This is a genomic window from Ruegeria sp. YTSC002 (genome assembly GCF_059609845.1).
Genome location: NZ_JBXWML010000002.1, coordinates 11,945 through 26,326, shown reverse-complemented (window position 1 = coordinate 26,326; position 14,382 = coordinate 11,945). Strand labels below are relative to the sequence as shown.

The window sequence follows — 14,382 nt, the reverse complement described above, 5'->3', positions numbered from 1 at the left end:
AGTTGCGCTGCTTTTCTGAAAGCACCGAATCTGGCGGATGGAGCCATGTGCCCGGGCAGATCCAGCATCACAGTCTGCGACGGTTTTCCGGATCAGACTGCACCAACTCTGGTCCGTTGAACTCTGATTCTCCACCACTTTTGGAGGCACAAGTTTCGACCTGTAGTTCTGGCGTTTATTCAACGTTAGCGCGTTTTTGACCGGCTTAACTGTGCCGAGCGTCAACCTGTGACCCAAAAGCGGAAAAGCAACGTCATACAGCTGCTTGCAAACCAGTTGCAAGGGGGGGTCAGACGCCTCTGGTTTCGCGGCTGTTTTGTTGCTTGCTGTATCAACAAGGTCGAAAACAGGTTGCAGTTTTCGACCAGACAGCTTGGCAAGTCACAAACTTTAAACTCCTGGAATTTTCCCTCTCGCACTCCGATGCAAGCTTTGTTATTGACCGCTTCAATTCAGCGCTAATGCGCTTGGATGCGGGTGTGGCGAAATTGGTAGACGCACCAGATTTAGGTTCTGGCGCCGCAAGGCGTGGGGGTTCAAGTCCCTCCACCCGCACCAAAAATTTACGTAAAGTACAATAAAAACAATAACTTGGTAGTTTATAAACTAAGCCAGACCCACTAAGAGCCCTATCATTTAGTTTTGGTGCCACAGCTTTGTTCGGCGCGAAATCCAGCCACAATCCGCGGACATAACTTTGAGGCCTCTCATGCTTTGCCCCTAAATCGCTTTAGTCGAAGTGTCAGAAAGATACCTTGAAAATGCCTTTTCCAAACTCTGCGTAGCCATGCAAATGTTAACACATTGTTAACGGAGAATGTTTGTGAAGCACCTTTTTTTACTCTGCCTGTCTGCACTTTTCCTTTCATCCACAGTTGCATTTGGTCAGAATCAGCACAAAGAACCAGGCAAAACGACACTAGCTACTGAATCCTTTTGGAACCTTTTGAGCCGCAAACAAGACGCGAAGGTCTACAACGCCGCGTGTTGCAAAGTGTGCCGCAAGGGTAAGGCTTGCGGGAATAGCTGCATCAATCGGAGCTATACCTGCCACAAAGGAGTTGGTTGTGCGTGTAACGGCTAATGGGTCCCTCAGATGGAGCTACCAAAGCCATTCAATTTGATTTTACTAGAAAATTCCTTTTGGCCAACCGACGTTCGGTTATTACACTGTTGGCATAGTGCGAAGTGATTTGTGAAACGAGAGATTGGAAAACTTCATGACAGATTCGCCCTCAACTTGGAAGTATGTTGGCGTTTGGTTGCTGGCAGGTTTTTTGGGCAATGTAGCCTCCCATATTCTTGCAGCCTTTACTTACTCGGGTGCGCGCACGCTCAACGATATCGTTGGCGCAATGGCTATAGGGATTCCGTTGGAGGCAATGGCAATCGCAGCAATTATGATTGCTGTTTACTCGTTCTTTTCCTCGCTTGACATGTCTTCAGTGTTCCCTTGGATGGTAGGACTAGTTTCTCTTGGCGTATTGGTGAATTTGATATCCCTTGCTTCTTCTGGGTTTGCCCCTGGCTGGGTGTACGTTTACCAAATCGCGTGTACGGCGGCGATGCTCTACGGAATAAGAGCATTTTTCAAATCAAGGGGTCGAATTGCGTGAAGCATCTGCTAGACCGCCTGTTCGATCTGTGCGCCAACGGTTGTTCCTTGAACCCCCGGTGCGTTGAGCTCTCAGCGGACATAGGAGAAGAAGAAAGCCGCCCGGTTCAAGGGCGGCCTCTCAGCAGGTGTGAGGCTGGGACTGTCTAGATATCCACTTTGCCCAGCAGCCGTTCCGCGTCGTCCCGGATCAGCCGACTTATGCAATGTCAGATACCATCGCCCATCTTCGCGGTATTAACGTGCTGTTCACGGAATCCCTCAAATAACCCGGGCCGCATGTGCAATAGGGTATAGTCAGACGAAATGGCGGAAGCCCAGATACTGCTCTTTTGTAGTTCATCGCCTGCAAATGAGAACTGAAACCCCTTCATCCTTGCGCCGTCAGGGAACGTATCACGCATCAGGCGCTCCAACTCGAGAACATGGTGGAGCATCTGGGCATCGGGTAAATCGGAAATTGTTGCCGATTTCGCCTTGATGGCGTTGTCTGCGATCCGCTCAACTTCGGGCACCGGTAGGCCATTTAGCCAGTCCGCCCATTGATCCATCGTCAGCCCTGTGGCTTTGCGCAGGGCCTTAAGAGCCTCGAGCAAGCGCCTGTCTTGCTCTGCGGTCAGCTGGGACCAATGCTCTGGGTCGCCTTTGGGTGCAGCTGCACCGAGGGCCGTAGCAACAGCAAGTGCTGGTATGCTGGATTTTAAAAGTGCACGGCGGTGAAACTGTTTCATCGTTTATCCTCTCAGGTCAGGGATTGCAGGGCGGCGGCCATGGATCGGATCAGAACACAATCGTTGTCCGGGCTGGTTTCGTCATTGAGGCCGAAGCTTGGGTGCGCAGCCATTTTGGCCTGTGCGGTGACGCCTTCGATTGTCGTTGCCAGTGTGCCAACAGCCTTTTCCTCAAGGTCGTAAACCTCGGCCCAGCGCGGATCAGAGAGGGACAATACACCGAGCTCGCTGTCCATTTCGTCGCGAAGTTCGGTCCAGCGGCGCACCCATTCAACGTGAGGGTCCGGGTTGCCTGCGGTGGCAGCACTACCAGCCGAAAGCGCGGCAACGGCGGGTGGTGCTGATGTGATGAATGTGCGGCGGTCAATCATGAATGGCTCCTATTATTGAGTGAAATGGTGAACGTGTCCGTCTGCGGCGATCCGGGACACGGTTGCGAGATTCACAGAGCGCGGGGCCTGTGCCTCAGTGTCCCAGACGGGCAGAAGGTGCGGGTGGCGACGTGCGCGGGTCTTGGTGGCCGCGCGGGCCGCTTTGGTTGCTGCATCGCCTTTGACGTGCTGATGCAGGGTGGCGGGTTGCACACGCATGGTGCGCGCGGTCCCGTCTTTCTTGGTGAAGGTGATGGAAACGAACCGGCCTTTTGCCTTGGCAATCAGGTCGCGCTTTTCCGCGTAATCCTTTGCCTTGGCCTCATGGTCCAGCGCAACGCGCAGGGCCAATACCAGTTCGTCATGCTTGCGATAGTCTGCCTGCGTCCATGTATCCTTGTTTTGCAGCAGGTTCATGGCTACGCGAATGTGATCCGCTTCGGTCATGCTGGCGCGGCGAACAGCTTCCTTTGCTTCGTCCCATGCCTGCCACAGTGCGTTGCGCCAGATAACCCGGTGAAACTTGCGACCCGCCATAATGGCCCATGCGCGGTTCATGATGTTCTGGCGGTCATACATGGCGGAAACCCTTACCTTGCTGTTTTGCGTACTGTGTATTAATTTTAAGTACAGGGTACGCATATTGTCAATACCCTGTTAGCACTTTTGCATACGAGGTTTGCACAATGACGCCTGAGCAGCTTAGAATGGCCAGAAATGCCCTTAGAATTGGGACCAGAGAGCTAGCGGATATTGCTGGTGTTTCATTCACCACCATCAACCGCTTTGAGACTGAGAAAGGCGGGATGCAGCACAGCAACGCAGAGGCAGTGCGCAAAGCCCTAGAGGCCCATGGTATTCAGTTCTTGGATAATGGAGACACAGCCAATGGTCCGGGTGTGGTTCTGGTCAGGGAAAATGACAAATGACAGAACAACTAAAGCCTGTTGAAGCTAAAGCGCTCAAGGCGCTTTCACTCGTGGCGTGGGAGTATGCGGCCCAGATACACCGCGTGTCACTTGAAACTCTGAAGGACTTAGAACGCCGTGGGCACATTGCACGTTTCAACGAAGGATTTATCGACGACACTTTGCGCTACTGCATTACGGACCGAGGTCGAAAAGTACTGGCGGAACATAAGCCGCAAAAGAGGACCATCGATAAGCGATTGAGACAGATTCCATCTAGGATTGGTAAGCCAAAGGACAGGTTTTAAAGTGGCACTCGAGAAGCCACGAAAACGAAAGTGTAAGGAGATGACATGAATGTCAGCCGAGGTTGTTTTCGCCTTTGGTTAGTGCTTTCCGTTATTTGGATTTCATTTTGGTTTGTAGCTATGCGACCGGACGAAGCGTTCTTCGAGTATCGCCGCGCGTATTCAGCAGCGGTATCTGCTGCTAATGCCGCTAAGGCTGTAAAGTCGGAGAATGCGGACGAAGCGCTTTGGCGCGTGCATATTGAACTTTTGGAGCGCGAGGACGAGAAAGTTGAGCGCAGTAAGACGGTTATGAAAGAATTTACAGCCGTTGGCCCGGTTATGAGCCTGTTTGTCTTACTTTTCGGCACCGCTCTTTGGTGGGCAGTGCGGGGCTTCAGGGAGTCCTGATTGCTGGTGTTCATAGACAAGACCAGCGACCCTGGCTTGAAGCTGGAAAGGAGGTTCAACGGTCGTTTGCCACAAAAATGACAAAAGTACGTATTATACACAGTAGACATTGAATGAACCGCCTATTTACACTATGTAGGTTACATAGTAGGCGAGGTCGAAGCAGTGCATACAGTAATCGAAACGGAAGCGTTCGCTAGAGGCGCAAAAGAAATAGGTCTGACGGAAGACGATGTACACGATATCATCGTGTATTTATCGCGCAACCCAAAGGCGGGGGATTTGATTTCGGGAACGGGCGGAGCAAGAAAGCTGCGCTTCCCTTTACGGAACAAAGGAAAAAGTGGCGGGGTTCGCGTTATCACGTACTACGCTGCCGATGACATTCCAGTGTTCTTGCTGGATGTGTTTGCGAAGAGTGACAAGATAAACTTGTCGAAAAGTGAAAGGAACGTCTTAAAGTCTATCCTTGAAGGTATGGCCGAGGACTACAGAGAAAACGTAAAGAAACAAATCAAAAAGGTCGGGAGAGCATCATGACTAAAATAGGGGATCGCTTAATCAGTGCCGCCAAAGAGGCGCGCAGCATTGCGCGCGGTGACGTTGCCGCTGCAAAAACCTTTATCCCCGCTGATATCGATGTGAAGGCTGTCCGTAAGGGCACTAAAATGTCACAAGAGGACTTCGCTGCCACTTTTGGCTTCACAATAGACCAAATCAAAAACTGGGAACAGCATCGCTCTAGGCCTCTGGGGGGTGTAAGGGCATATCTGATGCTGATCCAAAGCTGCCCCGCCGAACTGGCGGAAATGCTTTCCAAGGCTGTAAGGGAAAGCGAAAAAGCAGCCTGAACAATAAGCACCGCTTACTGGCTTACAGCCCCGCTCCGGCGGGGTTTTTCTTTTCGATAGGTACGCTCTGCTTTCTAGGTCTTCCGCCCTTTTTTCTTGAGCTCTTCGGCGACTTCCTCTGCACCCTTGGTATAGCGGATCACAATGGGCTCCACGTAGCTGTGGCGTAGGTTTCTGGTTTCCTGAGGTGCGCGTGGTATTGGCGGCACTTTGCACTTCTCAACCAAGTCCCCCAGTTGGTCCTGGTCAATTCGAACGGCCTTACCTATGCGAATTAGAAACCCGTGTTCTTCTGCCGCAGCGCGCAGCGAACCCTTCGGTACGTTGAGGACCTTGGCGGCTTGTTCGATGGTCAAAAGTTTGGTCATTCGTTTACCTTATAGGATCGTCGCTGAATGCAGATGTACTTATGCTATCTCGATAATGGCCCCGCCGAGTTTCTTCCCCTCTGCTTTACCGCCGTGGGAATGGTGCAGCCTAATCACCTCGAACCGCCGGTCAGTGTTAGTTTGAACGTAGATGCTTTCTATTCGACCGCGCCGAAAGGACTTCTCAATCTCATGCAAGGCCTCTGAGGCGCTATCGAACCCGCCGAGTTCTCGATACAAATTGCCCGACTGTCGAGTTAGCGCGGCAACAACTGGGCCGTCAGCCAGTTCACAAACTTCACGCATCTGATCGACGTATATTGTGTCCAGCCTGTCAGGGTCTTGGAGGCGTTGCTCCTTAACAAGGACGACGACAATCACGACAATCACAAAGCCGATTAGCAATAGAGCTTCAGTTGCTCCCATGCAGTCCTCCAATTCACTTTTACAATTGTTAAACGACCAGGATCGGCTTGCACCTAGCTCCTACTTCAACAAACGTGCGACTCCGCCCCAAAGTTATGAACGAGGTAGCCAGTGTCAATTGAAGCGGTTCCTGCAATTTCCATCCCTGATGATATGCGCCATTTACATTGGGTCGTATCGCGTTGGATCAAAGAACACAGAGTAGAGCAAGCGGCGCAAATCAGGAAATAAGAGACGCTGATCCCGACGAGATAGTTTGGGTCGGCAAACCAATTGCGGACCTGACAGATAGAGACCAATACCGATTCCGCGTCACAAGCGCCTTATTGCGGGGTCTCGAACGCTCAGGGGCCACGATTATTGGTGGGCAGGTAAGCGGTAAACTGGAAGCTACAATCGACGGCTTTAAGGTCGAATTCACCATTGCCGAAAAGATGGAGCAGAACAGGCGACCGTCCCTGCAAAAAGCTGATTGGACAGCGTTTCCGCGACTTCACAATTCTAATCGTAGCCCAACGGGCTTTCTTAGGTTCGCAATCGACACGTACGTTGGAAAACACCCTAAGCCGCAATGGGTGGAAAAAGAAAACAACATGGCTCCCGAGATACTGCCAAAGTTCCTTGAGGCCTTAAACGCAGCTCCAGAAATGCTTCGAAGACAGGACGAAGAGCGTCAGGAGCGGCATCGCCAGTTCGAACTTGAGCGTGAGCACAAGGAAGAAGAACGCCGGGCAGCACAATTGGAAATCGAACGCTGGCAACAGTTTAAGCAGCTTTCGAACAACTGGGAAGAAGTTAAGGGGTTACGCCAGTTCATTGCTGAACTTCAGGCTCGTCCGGAAGACTTTGCGTACGAAATCAAGGGTATGACTATCAGCGAATACCTGACGTGGGCACGGCAAAAGATTGACGAACTGGATCCCTTTGTTTCTCAGAACACAAATGCCACCGAGGATGTGTGAACAGCGTCACTGACTCTTTCACCAGACCCGACAATGGTGGGGGCATTGACGAGTTAGCGCTCAAGTTCAGTTTGGGGCGCGAGTTTTTTCATTTTCTCCCTGTGGACTGGGCGCGCTTGTATCGGGCGCGCCACTTTTTTGGCTCCAACAAGCTCACGGAATCGGTTGTTCCCCTTAGGGGGGAAGTACGAAATCGACGTAGAGGCCCACCTATCAGAATCGCGCGTTATCCGGTATGAGGCTGAGTATTGATTTATACATTGAGGATTTACTATGCCGACTGTTCTTACGCCGACAGAATACCGCGCCGCGCTCAGAGAAATTGAGTATCTGTGGGGATCTGAGCCTGATACCGACGAGGGTCAAAAGCTCAAAGAATATCTGTCGGCAGTCGAGAAGTATGAGCGGCGCGGCAGTGCCAAGCCAACCGAGCAAGAGTTGGCCTGACTTCTCAATAAACTGCCGTTGCGGTTAGTTACTTCTCCCGCTTTTTGAGGGGGTAGACTGAAACTGCGCGTTCCTTGCCTTGGGCATCCACATATAGGTGGTCCCCCATTGGGGGTTGGCCTGTTACACCTGCACCGCGCTTCCCAAAACCACAGCGCAAAATGCGGAACCTGATTTTGCGCTGTGGTTTTTGACGCAACGTCGATTCAGGTATTGTGCCCATTAAGAAGTTGACGCAAACGTAAGCAGCGATTTGGTTTTTTTGACCAGTCAGTCAAAAAGTGGCGTCAGACGCCGTTTTCTTCCCCCTTACGTGTCAGTTTGAAACTCCTACATGCGCTCTGTCGCTGCGGGTTAGCACTCACGGCAAGTGATCCTAGAGCCCTCCTTACCAGCGCGGATCGGATCAGACCCGCAGCGGCGTTTTGCATATCCTCTTTTTGAGCCCATGGACCGCCTGAAAAAAGCGGCTGAGGCCCTTAGCATCAAGATATTCGACGGGCTCAAAATTGAGCGCGTTAAATTCGCCCTTCGGTAAGACAAAGCCCCACACCGAGCGCAATCGGTGCAGGGCTGGACCCGAATACGGGCAGTGGTTCACGAGGCATTGGATAGCACGACAGGAATCAATGCGCAACATTAGGAGTCCAAAGGAAGAACATTTGCTGGACAAATGCGGGCAATGAGCTTACCCCTGTTCTCACCTTGTCGGGTGGTTCACAGACGTTGGCGGCAAGGGGTAACGGGATACCAATGGGCGCAACCAAATCCCAACCGCAGTCCGAAAGATTGAAGCGGGGTTGCCGGAAGCCAGAGAAGGCTTTCGCAAGTAGCAATCGACCGGCGGCGTTTCTCCTCTGCGACCAACGGGCCTCTGACTGACCGACAGCGACCGACGCAATGGATCAGCAGGGCAGCGGGACCAACTCTAGCAAGACGCTAGGGCTGGTCGTCCTATGCCTCTTTCCCTCCCTCAAGCTCCCTCTGCAATGGGTCAAATTGGGCAGAAACAAGACGGACACCGTTACAAGCTGACTGGTTGACTAGCCGGGTCGAAAATCGCGAAATCGTCAAAATGATGCGGTTTGGATCTGCAAATCGGAAATTTGATGCCCTACATCCAGAGGCAATATGTCGAGATAGCCGAACGTGTCGGACTCTCCGGCGGGGATAGTTGTCATGCATATACCTTTCGGCCCGATAGGGGGCCTCTCCAAATCTGGATACACCCCCATCGCATCCGGATACAGCCCATCCTCAATTTGAGGTTGGGAGTAGGGCCTCCTCAAAATTGAGGACACCCCACTCCGGGTTCCTTGTTTATCAGATTGTGTCCGCGAGATGAATTAAGGCATTCATGCGTCTGACTCGCCATACATCCGCCCTATTTTTGCGCTCTGAATGTCATGATTGACTAATTTCGGGTTGAGATGCCATGCGCGATTGGGGCGAAGAAAATCTGAGTGATGACCAGAAAAAGTGGGCTGAGTGGAGCATGAAACCCAAAAAGCGCCAGCGCAAACCTACTGGGTATGCCGCCGGAGTTGTCATCGCCTTTACGGTAATCGTAGCCGCAGGCGCTCATCAGTTCTTGCTACTTTGAAGCAATAGCCCGTCCCCCATTGGGGTTTGGGCTCAGCCACTCGGTGAATAGGCGTCAGTGGCGCGAAAGGGCCACCTGCGCCGTAGATACAAAACCGCAGCTTGAGGAAAGTGACTGACTTCCTGACCTTTCAGGGGTTAACCTTTGCAGAATCACGCTCTAGGCAGATAGCCTCCTTTTCATTTGGAGACTTGCAGTGATTGAATTCGTCAAAATCCTTATCACTTCTACCGCAATAACGACGGCGACCACGTTGAGTGCTGAAGAACCCACCTCGCAAGTGTTTGATGGTAATACTCTCCTTCAATGGTGTGATGATGGTGAGAACTATGAGCCGGATTCCCTATGCTTTGGTTACATTATCGGGTCGGTTTCTAGCCTTCGTGTCGGAGCATTCGCCGCTCTCCGAGAGATTTATATAGCCACTGGCAAATCGATTGACGTTGGTGAATTGGAGAAGTTGTCGGAGCTTGGCGTCAACTTCTGTCCACCGGCAGGAGTAACCAACCGACAAATTGTTGATACGGTTACGAAGAGCCTTAAGGAACACCCGGAATGGCGACATGTGGATGCGACGGGGATCATCCTCGCAGCCATGAGGGAGGCCTACCCTTGTAAGTACTGAGGCTGCACGTCGGTTTTAGTCATATCCCACGGCTAGGGTTTGCTTCATGGCGCGTAGACGCCGGAACAGCTAATCAGAAAAACCTTAAGGCGTTACAGGGGGCTCTTATATCGCTCTACATTAGAGGCACCTAAATCAGCCTATTTTACGCTCACGTCGTTTCCGTGCAGCCATCTTGCGACAGCCTTCTTTGCAAAACTTGGCATCGATCCGTTTCCACTCGGGCATAAGCTCACCACAGTAGGCGCAGTACCAGCCTTTGGAATAGTTCCGCGCCAATGCGTTGGCCCGCTGTGCAATCCGGTGCGGGTTTTGCCATGGGAAAGACGTGAATCCCATCCGCACGTAGGGCGGGTCCAGTTCCTCAATCCAGATTGTTGCGCTTTCACGGTCGGTCATTTGTCGTGTACCTTATCCGGGAACAGCCTTTGTTATTGTTGAGGAATCCGATTTAACTCGCTGCTTGCTCAAGTGACCGCGCCAGTTCGATCAGACGATTGCGCTCTGCCCAATGTGCAACGTTTGCTTCTGATATGCGCCTCCGGCCCTCGGCTGTCTTTGCCCCAGTCGAAAGCCCACCATGCAGTCGGCACCTGGTCTTGCCCTCAACAGGGGCTGACATACATACGCCATCCTTTGTCTTGGCTCCGCAGATTTTGGTTTCGCTAGTCATGTGGTGCCTCCTGTCTGGACTGAGGGTGAGCGAACACCTACCTTGGTGACATGCGTAGATTGATTATCGCCCTTGCCATCGTTCTCATCCTGCTTTGCGCCCCGATTACGGTCTTTGCCGTGGGCTGGGGATACATGCAGATTTACCATCAGTTCGGCTTCATCCCGTTTTTCATAGCCTGCATCAGCGGGACTGTGTGTGTGCTAGGGGCTGCTTGGCGCTCTGATAAAGCCCAAGAGCAGTAGTACCAGCCACCACACGGCCTATCAGCTGTGCCTGAGCGTCTTTGAGGGGCTGGCCGCTCAATGCGCTCCTGACGGCTTGGAGCGCGTCCTGTGCGTCCTTTCCCTTGATACCTGTCAGTGCCTTTGCGATTTCCGCGAACATGCCACGCTCTCGGGCTGACATCGAACGCGGATCAATTGCGGCGATTGATTGCGTTACTTCCCGTGCTGCATCCAGCGGGTTGCCCATGTTGCCAGCAGTGCGGCGCGCAAGGCCGGGGGCGGTTTCGTCTGCCACCTGTTCCTGAATGGACTGGCGAATTGCCGTCTTGGAGTTCTGCGCGACTGCCGCCCTGAGTTCCAGCGCGGTTGCCGAGCGGTCCAGTTCGTTCAACAGCCGATCCGAACGGGGACCTCCGAGAACAAGGCGCAGTTTCTGGATATTGGCGCGGCTCGACATTTCCTTGACCAATTGCATGGCCTCTCGGGCGTCTGTGTTTGGATCTGTGATAGTGCGCCGGACATTGGACAAGTTTTGCTCGATGCTTTCCCTCACGCCCTGTCTGACGGCCTGACGAGCATCATTGGAGACACCTTGGTTCAGGAAGGCTTTGACGTCTTCCACCGTGGTTCCCTTGAACAGGAGGTTCTTGCCCAGAGCCAGACCCTCATCCTGTTGAACCTTATCGCCACCGAGGCGCAGAGCGCGCCCGTAGAGCGGTACAGCCTGTTTTGTGGCCTCCCGTAGCTCTGTGGCCAGTTTACGCGCTCTCAGGCCCGCTGCCGTGAGCCTGCCGAACTGGTCAACCGACTCCCTGGCAATGCCATCCAGCGCTTTCTTGATTTCGTCCAACTGCTGAACGTTGGGCATTTCCCGGAACGTCACGCTGCCATCATCTGCAATCTGGGCCATGATTTGCTGATTGCGCTGACCCGCTGCAATCATCGCTTCATTTGCCTCACCTATCGCTGCTTTAAGTGAATTGGGCGGGATGCGTGACAGGGTGTCTTCAATTTTGCGTCCTGCTGAACCCGAATAGTCAATTGGTGCAGCATACGCTGCACCGTAGGCCTTATGCCTTGCAGAGGCAGAGCCCTGCGAGATTTCCTTTGCAGCGGTCTTGATGCCCTTAGGTTTGCCAAACACACCGTCAAGAACACCGGGCAGTCGCTTGCCAACACGCGCCGCGCGCCCGTCTGCGGCGTTTCTGGCGGCGTTCAGGGCCTTTCCGCCCGTCGTTGCCGCTGCGTCCAGCAGAGCGCCTGTAGACGGTCCTGCATCGGCTAACAACGCGTCCTCACCCAGTTGAACTAGGCGGGCCTGAGCCTCGTCCAGATTGTCGCTGACGATACCCTGCTTGACGATCCGGGCCGCTGCCGGAGAAATGCCAAGTTCTTCCGCAATTGTGCGCACGTCCAGCTTCTTGATGCGCTTGGCGACATGGACGGCGCTTTCACCCGCCCACGTGGCAACAGGGCCTAGGAATGTTGCAAGCGTTCCACCTATCCCGGCACCTTTTGCGCCTTCTGTTAGGCGATTGCCATCATCGGCGCGACCGGCAAAACTGGCTGCACCTTCGGCCGCGCCGGCTGGGGCGGCAACCGTGCCAGCCCGAACGCCACGTGTTAGCCAATTGGCCCCCTTGGCTATGTAATCTGCGGCCTTTGCACCACCTACTCCAACAGCCAGCGGAAGTGCCGTTGCAATACCGCCTGTGACGTTCAGGGCTGCGGATTGGCCGGGATGTTGGCGTTCCATCGCATCAGACGTCAGGCGCATGTTCTCTGCGGCCTGCGGGCTTACTAAACCCACCGCCTCATCTGCCCACTCACCAACAAGCGGGGTGCCTTGAATAAACTCCTGCGCGCGGGCGGCGATTGGGTTTTCAGAGATACGCTCTTGATCGACGTCACGCTGAACCAGATCCACAGGCTTTGCGCCCTGCATGATTTCTGCAATCCGCTCTTGGTCATTCGTGGCATATCCCGGCGATTTGAAGGACAGCGAACCATCCTCATGCCGGAATACCTGCCCGCCATCGTCGGTTGTAGCGACAACCTCGCCGGATAGTTGCTGCCTGCGCTTGGCAATGCGGTTCTGCATTCCCGCCAGATTGCCCTGCTGGGCCAGTTCTGCGCGCCGGTCAGCGATGCGCTGCTGAATATCCCCGTTCATTGGTTAAGCTCCTGAAAGCGCCGCTCCATGGCGTCAAGCTGTGGCCCCGTCATCTTCTCAACAGGAATTTGCGCTAACGCGGCTGCGTCCATCTGTAGGATGTTTTCAGGCGTATAGCTCATGGCAGGCTGGCGGTTCAGGTAGCTTTGCCAGTCACCCTCTGGATTGGCTTTGATGCCATTACCGTCCTCAGCGATAAGCGGGTTATCCCGCATGTACTCCGACCAGACTTCCTGCGCGCCTTCCAGGCTGCCATGTTTGCGCGCCCAATTTTCGAAGAAGGCTGCGCGTGTTTGGACCCGTGCGGCGCTTGCCTTCATGACCTGTGCAATCGCCATATTACCTTCTTGGGTCTGGCCCAAGTTCGGAACGGCTGCGCGGAACATACCCATTTCCCGATCCGTGATTGCACCTTTGGTTTTCTCGGTGAACGTAAGCTGTGCTTCCATTGCCAGCGACTTGAACGCGCCACGCGCGCCACTGTCGCCGGGCAGGAAGCCGACAACATCATCAACGAACCCGTAAACCTGCCCTCCGGGGCCAGTGTAGCCCACCTGAGGCGCGACTGTCTCAAGCTGGGTTGCAAGGCTTTCGAGGTCAGTTGCAGTGCGCCCTGCGGCGTTGATTTCCTCAAGGGCTGCGGCGTCTTTCTTGGACAATTCCTTGCCCAATTGGCCGGGGTTGCGCGGGGTGCCGGTGGTATCGGGGTTTTGCCCCGGAGGTGTGTCGCCTTGCCAGCCATGCTGCACAACAGTCCCGTCAGGTGTGGTGACACTGAAACCCGGTGTCTGCCGACTGCTGCCGACAACGGCAGGGCCACCTTCAGCAGAAAGGTCATAGAGCTGATTGCCAACCACCTTGAAGTTGCTGAAATCCTGCGCGCCTGGCTGATCCGCTTTCAAAATCTCCGCAAATTCCATGTGACGCCGAATGTGGGCCTCTTTGTTGTCGAACTCACCCACGAGTTCAGGCGCGCCGAATTGCTGAGCTATCGCGTCCCATTCTTCAGGGCTTTGAGCACCATAAGCAGCCTTTAGACCGGTTTGAATCCGTTCTGCCTTGGCTGCGCGTTCTGCCGCGTCCATCTTGGCAACATGCGCCTCGGCATTCCTGCGCTCTTCTGCTGTAAGACGCGCCTGTACCTGCTGACGAACCTGTTGAACCTGATGCTGCCCCTGAATTGTGACTGCTTGGCCGGGATCGAACTGCGCCAGCGCATTCATTGCAGCAGGATCGCCAGCCAAAATGCCCGCCCCTTGGGTCTGGAACAGGTTCCGCAATGCGTTCTGGTTCGCCATCTGGTCCTCACGCATCCGCAGCGCCTGCCCTTGTGCCAAGGCGTTGCCAAAGTTGGGCTGTTGAGCCCCCAGAATAATTGAGTGGTCCATTCTGCTCATTGCATTTTCTCCGGCATGCCATTTGTTGCGATTTGATCCATGGCTTTGCAGGCAGCACTTTGGCCGAATTGACAGGCCACCATATCAACAAACCGCGCCTTCAGTTCAGGTGCCAGAGGTTCAGAACGGTCACTGTTGAGCCACTTGTAGACGGCTTCGGTTTCCACTTCGGACTTTCGCACTGCGGCCATCATTTCTCTGATTTCCACGCTCATTTGTCACACCGCTGTTGCCTCAACCATTAGCATTTAGGGTATCATATTACCCCAAGAAAAACAAGAACAGTACATGAACATTTGATGAAGCA

Annotated in this window: 20 protein-coding genes and 1 tRNA gene; 11 read left to right on the top strand and 10 right to left on the bottom strand. The window is 53.7% G+C overall.

What is annotated here, in order from left to right:
• Positions 1 to 473 precede the first annotated feature (473 nt).
• Positions 474 to 558: transfer RNA gene (locus tag AC2FFD_RS05330), tRNA-Leu, on the top strand.
• A gap of 662 nt (positions 559 to 1,220) precedes the next feature.
• Positions 1,221 to 1,616 (top strand): hypothetical protein, encoded by a 396-nt coding sequence (locus AC2FFD_RS05325; RefSeq protein WP_496872317.1) that lies wholly within the window; start codon positions 1,221 to 1,223, stop codon positions 1,614 to 1,616.
• A gap of 208 nt (positions 1,617 to 1,824) precedes the next feature.
• On the opposite strand, the gene AC2FFD_RS05320 is transcribed toward AC2FFD_RS05325, so the two are convergent.
• Genes AC2FFD_RS05320 through AC2FFD_RS05310 form a run of 3 tightly spaced genes read right to left on the bottom strand, consistent with a single transcriptional unit; the run spans position 1,825 to position 3,296 of the window.
• Positions 1,825 to 2,346: a hypothetical protein gene (locus AC2FFD_RS05320; RefSeq protein ID WP_496872314.1), complete on the bottom strand. Its 522-nt coding sequence runs from the start codon at positions 2,344 to 2,346 to the stop codon at positions 1,825 to 1,827.
• A gap of 11 nt (positions 2,347 to 2,357) precedes the next feature.
• Complete coding sequence (locus tag AC2FFD_RS05315) at positions 2,358 to 2,717, bottom strand: hypothetical protein (protein ID WP_496872312.1); 360 nt, start codon at positions 2,715 to 2,717, stop codon at positions 2,358 to 2,360.
• 12 nt (positions 2,718 to 2,729) lie between these two features.
• Positions 2,730 to 3,296, bottom strand: coding sequence for a hypothetical protein (locus tag AC2FFD_RS05310; RefSeq protein WP_496872311.1), 567 nt, complete (start codon positions 3,294 to 3,296; stop codon positions 2,730 to 2,732).
• Between the two features lie 128 nt (positions 3,297 to 3,424).
• Between AC2FFD_RS05310 and AC2FFD_RS05305 the strand changes: the two genes are divergently transcribed.
• From AC2FFD_RS05305 to AC2FFD_RS05285, 5 genes are all read left to right on the top strand, one after another.
• The gene (locus AC2FFD_RS05305) at positions 3,425 to 3,646 is read left to right on the top strand and encodes a helix-turn-helix domain-containing protein (RefSeq protein ID WP_496872310.1); all 222 of its coding nucleotides are present in this window, start codon (positions 3,425 to 3,427) and stop codon (positions 3,644 to 3,646) included.
• Positions 3,643 to 3,933, top strand: coding sequence for a hypothetical protein (locus AC2FFD_RS05300; protein WP_496872308.1), 291 nt, complete (start codon positions 3,643 to 3,645; stop codon positions 3,931 to 3,933). The genes AC2FFD_RS05305 and AC2FFD_RS05300 overlap by 4 nt, the downstream gene beginning before the upstream one ends.
• 45 nt (positions 3,934 to 3,978) lie before the next feature.
• Positions 3,979 to 4,323 (top strand): hypothetical protein, encoded by a 345-nt coding sequence (locus tag AC2FFD_RS05295; protein ID WP_496872306.1) that lies wholly within the window; start codon positions 3,979 to 3,981, stop codon positions 4,321 to 4,323.
• Positions 4,324 to 4,488: 165 nt separating this feature from the next.
• On the top strand, positions 4,489 to 4,863 hold the full coding sequence (locus AC2FFD_RS05290) for a type II toxin-antitoxin system RelE/ParE family toxin (protein ID WP_496872305.1): 375 nt from the start codon (positions 4,489 to 4,491) through the stop codon (positions 4,861 to 4,863).
• Positions 4,860 to 5,174 (top strand): helix-turn-helix domain-containing protein, encoded by a 315-nt coding sequence (locus AC2FFD_RS05285; protein ID WP_496872303.1) that lies wholly within the window; start codon positions 4,860 to 4,862, stop codon positions 5,172 to 5,174. The genes AC2FFD_RS05290 and AC2FFD_RS05285 overlap by 4 nt, the downstream gene beginning before the upstream one ends.
• Positions 5,175 to 5,248: 74 nt before the next feature.
• On the opposite strand, the gene AC2FFD_RS05280 is transcribed toward AC2FFD_RS05285, so the two are convergent.
• Entirely contained in the window at positions 5,249 to 5,542 is a 294-nt protein-coding gene (locus AC2FFD_RS05280) for a MerR family transcriptional regulator (RefSeq protein WP_496872302.1), read from the bottom strand.
• A gap of 39 nt (positions 5,543 to 5,581) precedes the next feature.
• On the bottom strand, positions 5,582 to 5,968 hold the full coding sequence (locus AC2FFD_RS05275) for a hypothetical protein (RefSeq protein ID WP_496872299.1): 387 nt from the start codon (positions 5,966 to 5,968) through the stop codon (positions 5,582 to 5,584).
• A 167-nt stretch (positions 5,969 to 6,135) separates the two neighbouring features.
• Between AC2FFD_RS05275 and AC2FFD_RS05270 the strand changes: the two genes are divergently transcribed.
• The 4 genes from AC2FFD_RS05270 (at position 6,136) to AC2FFD_RS05255 (ending at position 9,605) form a co-directional block, all read left to right on the top strand.
• Entirely contained in the window at positions 6,136 to 6,930 is a 795-nt protein-coding gene (locus tag AC2FFD_RS05270) for a hypothetical protein (RefSeq protein ID WP_496872298.1), read from the top strand.
• A gap of 273 nt (positions 6,931 to 7,203) precedes the next feature.
• Entirely contained in the window at positions 7,204 to 7,377 is a 174-nt protein-coding gene (locus tag AC2FFD_RS05265; RefSeq protein ID WP_496872297.1) for a hypothetical protein, read from the top strand.
• A 1,435-nt stretch (positions 7,378 to 8,812) separates the two neighbouring features.
• Positions 8,813 to 8,980: a hypothetical protein gene (locus tag AC2FFD_RS05260; RefSeq protein ID WP_496872296.1), complete on the top strand. Its 168-nt coding sequence runs from the start codon at positions 8,813 to 8,815 to the stop codon at positions 8,978 to 8,980.
• A 196-nt stretch (positions 8,981 to 9,176) separates the two neighbouring features.
• Positions 9,177 to 9,605: a Rap1a/Tai family immunity protein gene (locus AC2FFD_RS05255; RefSeq protein ID WP_496872294.1), complete on the top strand. Its 429-nt coding sequence runs from the start codon at positions 9,177 to 9,179 to the stop codon at positions 9,603 to 9,605.
• A gap of 135 nt (positions 9,606 to 9,740) precedes the next feature.
• On the opposite strand, the gene AC2FFD_RS05250 is transcribed toward AC2FFD_RS05255, so the two are convergent.
• The 5 genes from AC2FFD_RS05250 to AC2FFD_RS05230 form a co-directional block, all read right to left on the bottom strand.
• Positions 9,741 to 10,004: a hypothetical protein gene (locus AC2FFD_RS05250; protein WP_496872291.1), complete on the bottom strand. Its 264-nt coding sequence runs from the start codon at positions 10,002 to 10,004 to the stop codon at positions 9,741 to 9,743.
• 52 nt (positions 10,005 to 10,056) lie between these two features.
• A complete protein-coding gene (locus AC2FFD_RS05245) occupies positions 10,057 to 10,278 on the bottom strand; it encodes an HGGxSTG domain-containing protein (protein WP_496872289.1) in 222 nt (73 codons plus the stop codon).
• A gap of 183 nt (positions 10,279 to 10,461) precedes the next feature.
• Positions 10,462 to 12,678 carry a hypothetical protein gene (locus tag AC2FFD_RS05240; protein ID WP_496872288.1) on the bottom strand — a complete coding sequence of 739 codons (2,217 nt, stop codon included), beginning with the start codon at positions 12,676 to 12,678 and terminating at the stop codon, positions 10,462 to 10,464.
• On the bottom strand, positions 12,675 to 14,075 hold the full coding sequence (locus AC2FFD_RS05235) for a hypothetical protein (protein WP_496872286.1): 1,401 nt from the start codon (positions 14,073 to 14,075) through the stop codon (positions 12,675 to 12,677). Before AC2FFD_RS05235 ends, AC2FFD_RS05240 begins: the two co-directional genes overlap by 4 nt.
• Positions 14,072 to 14,290, bottom strand: a complete 219-nt coding sequence (locus AC2FFD_RS05230) for a hypothetical protein (RefSeq protein WP_496872285.1) — start codon at positions 14,288 to 14,290, stop codon at positions 14,072 to 14,074. The genes AC2FFD_RS05235 and AC2FFD_RS05230 overlap by 4 nt, the downstream gene beginning before the upstream one ends.
• Positions 14,291 to 14,382: the final 92 nt, after the last annotated feature.

What these genes read in the sequence shown, in the direction of transcription:
- AC2FFD_RS05295 (WP_496872306.1), top strand. Translation starts at nt 3,979, where the DNA reads ATGAATGTCAGCCGAGGTTGTTTTCGCCTTTGGTTAGTGCTTTCCGTT.
- AC2FFD_RS05260 (WP_496872296.1), top strand. Translation starts at nt 8,813, where the DNA reads ATGCGCGATTGGGGCGAAGAAAATCTGAGTGATGACCAGAAAAAGTGG.
- AC2FFD_RS05240 (WP_496872288.1), bottom strand. Translation starts at nt 12,678, where the DNA reads ATGAACGGGGATATTCAGCAGCGCATCGCTGACCGGCGCGCAGAACTG.
- AC2FFD_RS05250 (WP_496872291.1), bottom strand. Translation starts at nt 10,004, where the DNA reads ATGACCGACCGTGAAAGCGCAACAATCTGGATTGAGGAACTGGACCCG.
- AC2FFD_RS05325 (WP_496872317.1), top strand. Translation starts at nt 1,221, where the DNA reads ATGACAGATTCGCCCTCAACTTGGAAGTATGTTGGCGTTTGGTTGCTG.
- AC2FFD_RS05280 (WP_496872302.1), bottom strand. Translation starts at nt 5,542, where the DNA reads ATGACCAAACTTTTGACCATCGAACAAGCCGCCAAGGTCCTCAACGTA.
- AC2FFD_RS05265 (WP_496872297.1), top strand. Translation starts at nt 7,204, where the DNA reads ATGCCGACTGTTCTTACGCCGACAGAATACCGCGCCGCGCTCAGAGAA.
- AC2FFD_RS05320 (WP_496872314.1), bottom strand. Translation starts at nt 2,346, where the DNA reads ATGAAACAGTTTCACCGCCGTGCACTTTTAAAATCCAGCATACCAGCA.
- AC2FFD_RS05310 (WP_496872311.1), bottom strand. Translation starts at nt 3,296, where the DNA reads ATGTATGACCGCCAGAACATCATGAACCGCGCATGGGCCATTATGGCG.
- AC2FFD_RS05315 (WP_496872312.1), bottom strand. Translation starts at nt 2,717, where the DNA reads ATGATTGACCGCCGCACATTCATCACATCAGCACCACCCGCCGTTGCC.
- AC2FFD_RS05235 (WP_496872286.1), bottom strand. Translation starts at nt 14,075, where the DNA reads ATGAGCAGAATGGACCACTCAATTATTCTGGGGGCTCAACAGCCCAAC.
- AC2FFD_RS05305 (WP_496872310.1), top strand. Translation starts at nt 3,425, where the DNA reads ATGGCCAGAAATGCCCTTAGAATTGGGACCAGAGAGCTAGCGGATATT.
- AC2FFD_RS05245 (WP_496872289.1), bottom strand. Translation starts at nt 10,278, where the DNA reads ATGACTAGCGAAACCAAAATCTGCGGAGCCAAGACAAAGGATGGCGTA.
- AC2FFD_RS05300 (WP_496872308.1), top strand. Translation starts at nt 3,643, where the DNA reads ATGACAGAACAACTAAAGCCTGTTGAAGCTAAAGCGCTCAAGGCGCTT.
- AC2FFD_RS05275 (WP_496872299.1), bottom strand. Translation starts at nt 5,968, where the DNA reads ATGGGAGCAACTGAAGCTCTATTGCTAATCGGCTTTGTGATTGTCGTG.
- AC2FFD_RS05230 (WP_496872285.1), bottom strand. Translation starts at nt 14,290, where the DNA reads ATGAGCGTGGAAATCAGAGAAATGATGGCCGCAGTGCGAAAGTCCGAA.
- AC2FFD_RS05285 (WP_496872303.1), top strand. Translation starts at nt 4,860, where the DNA reads ATGACTAAAATAGGGGATCGCTTAATCAGTGCCGCCAAAGAGGCGCGC.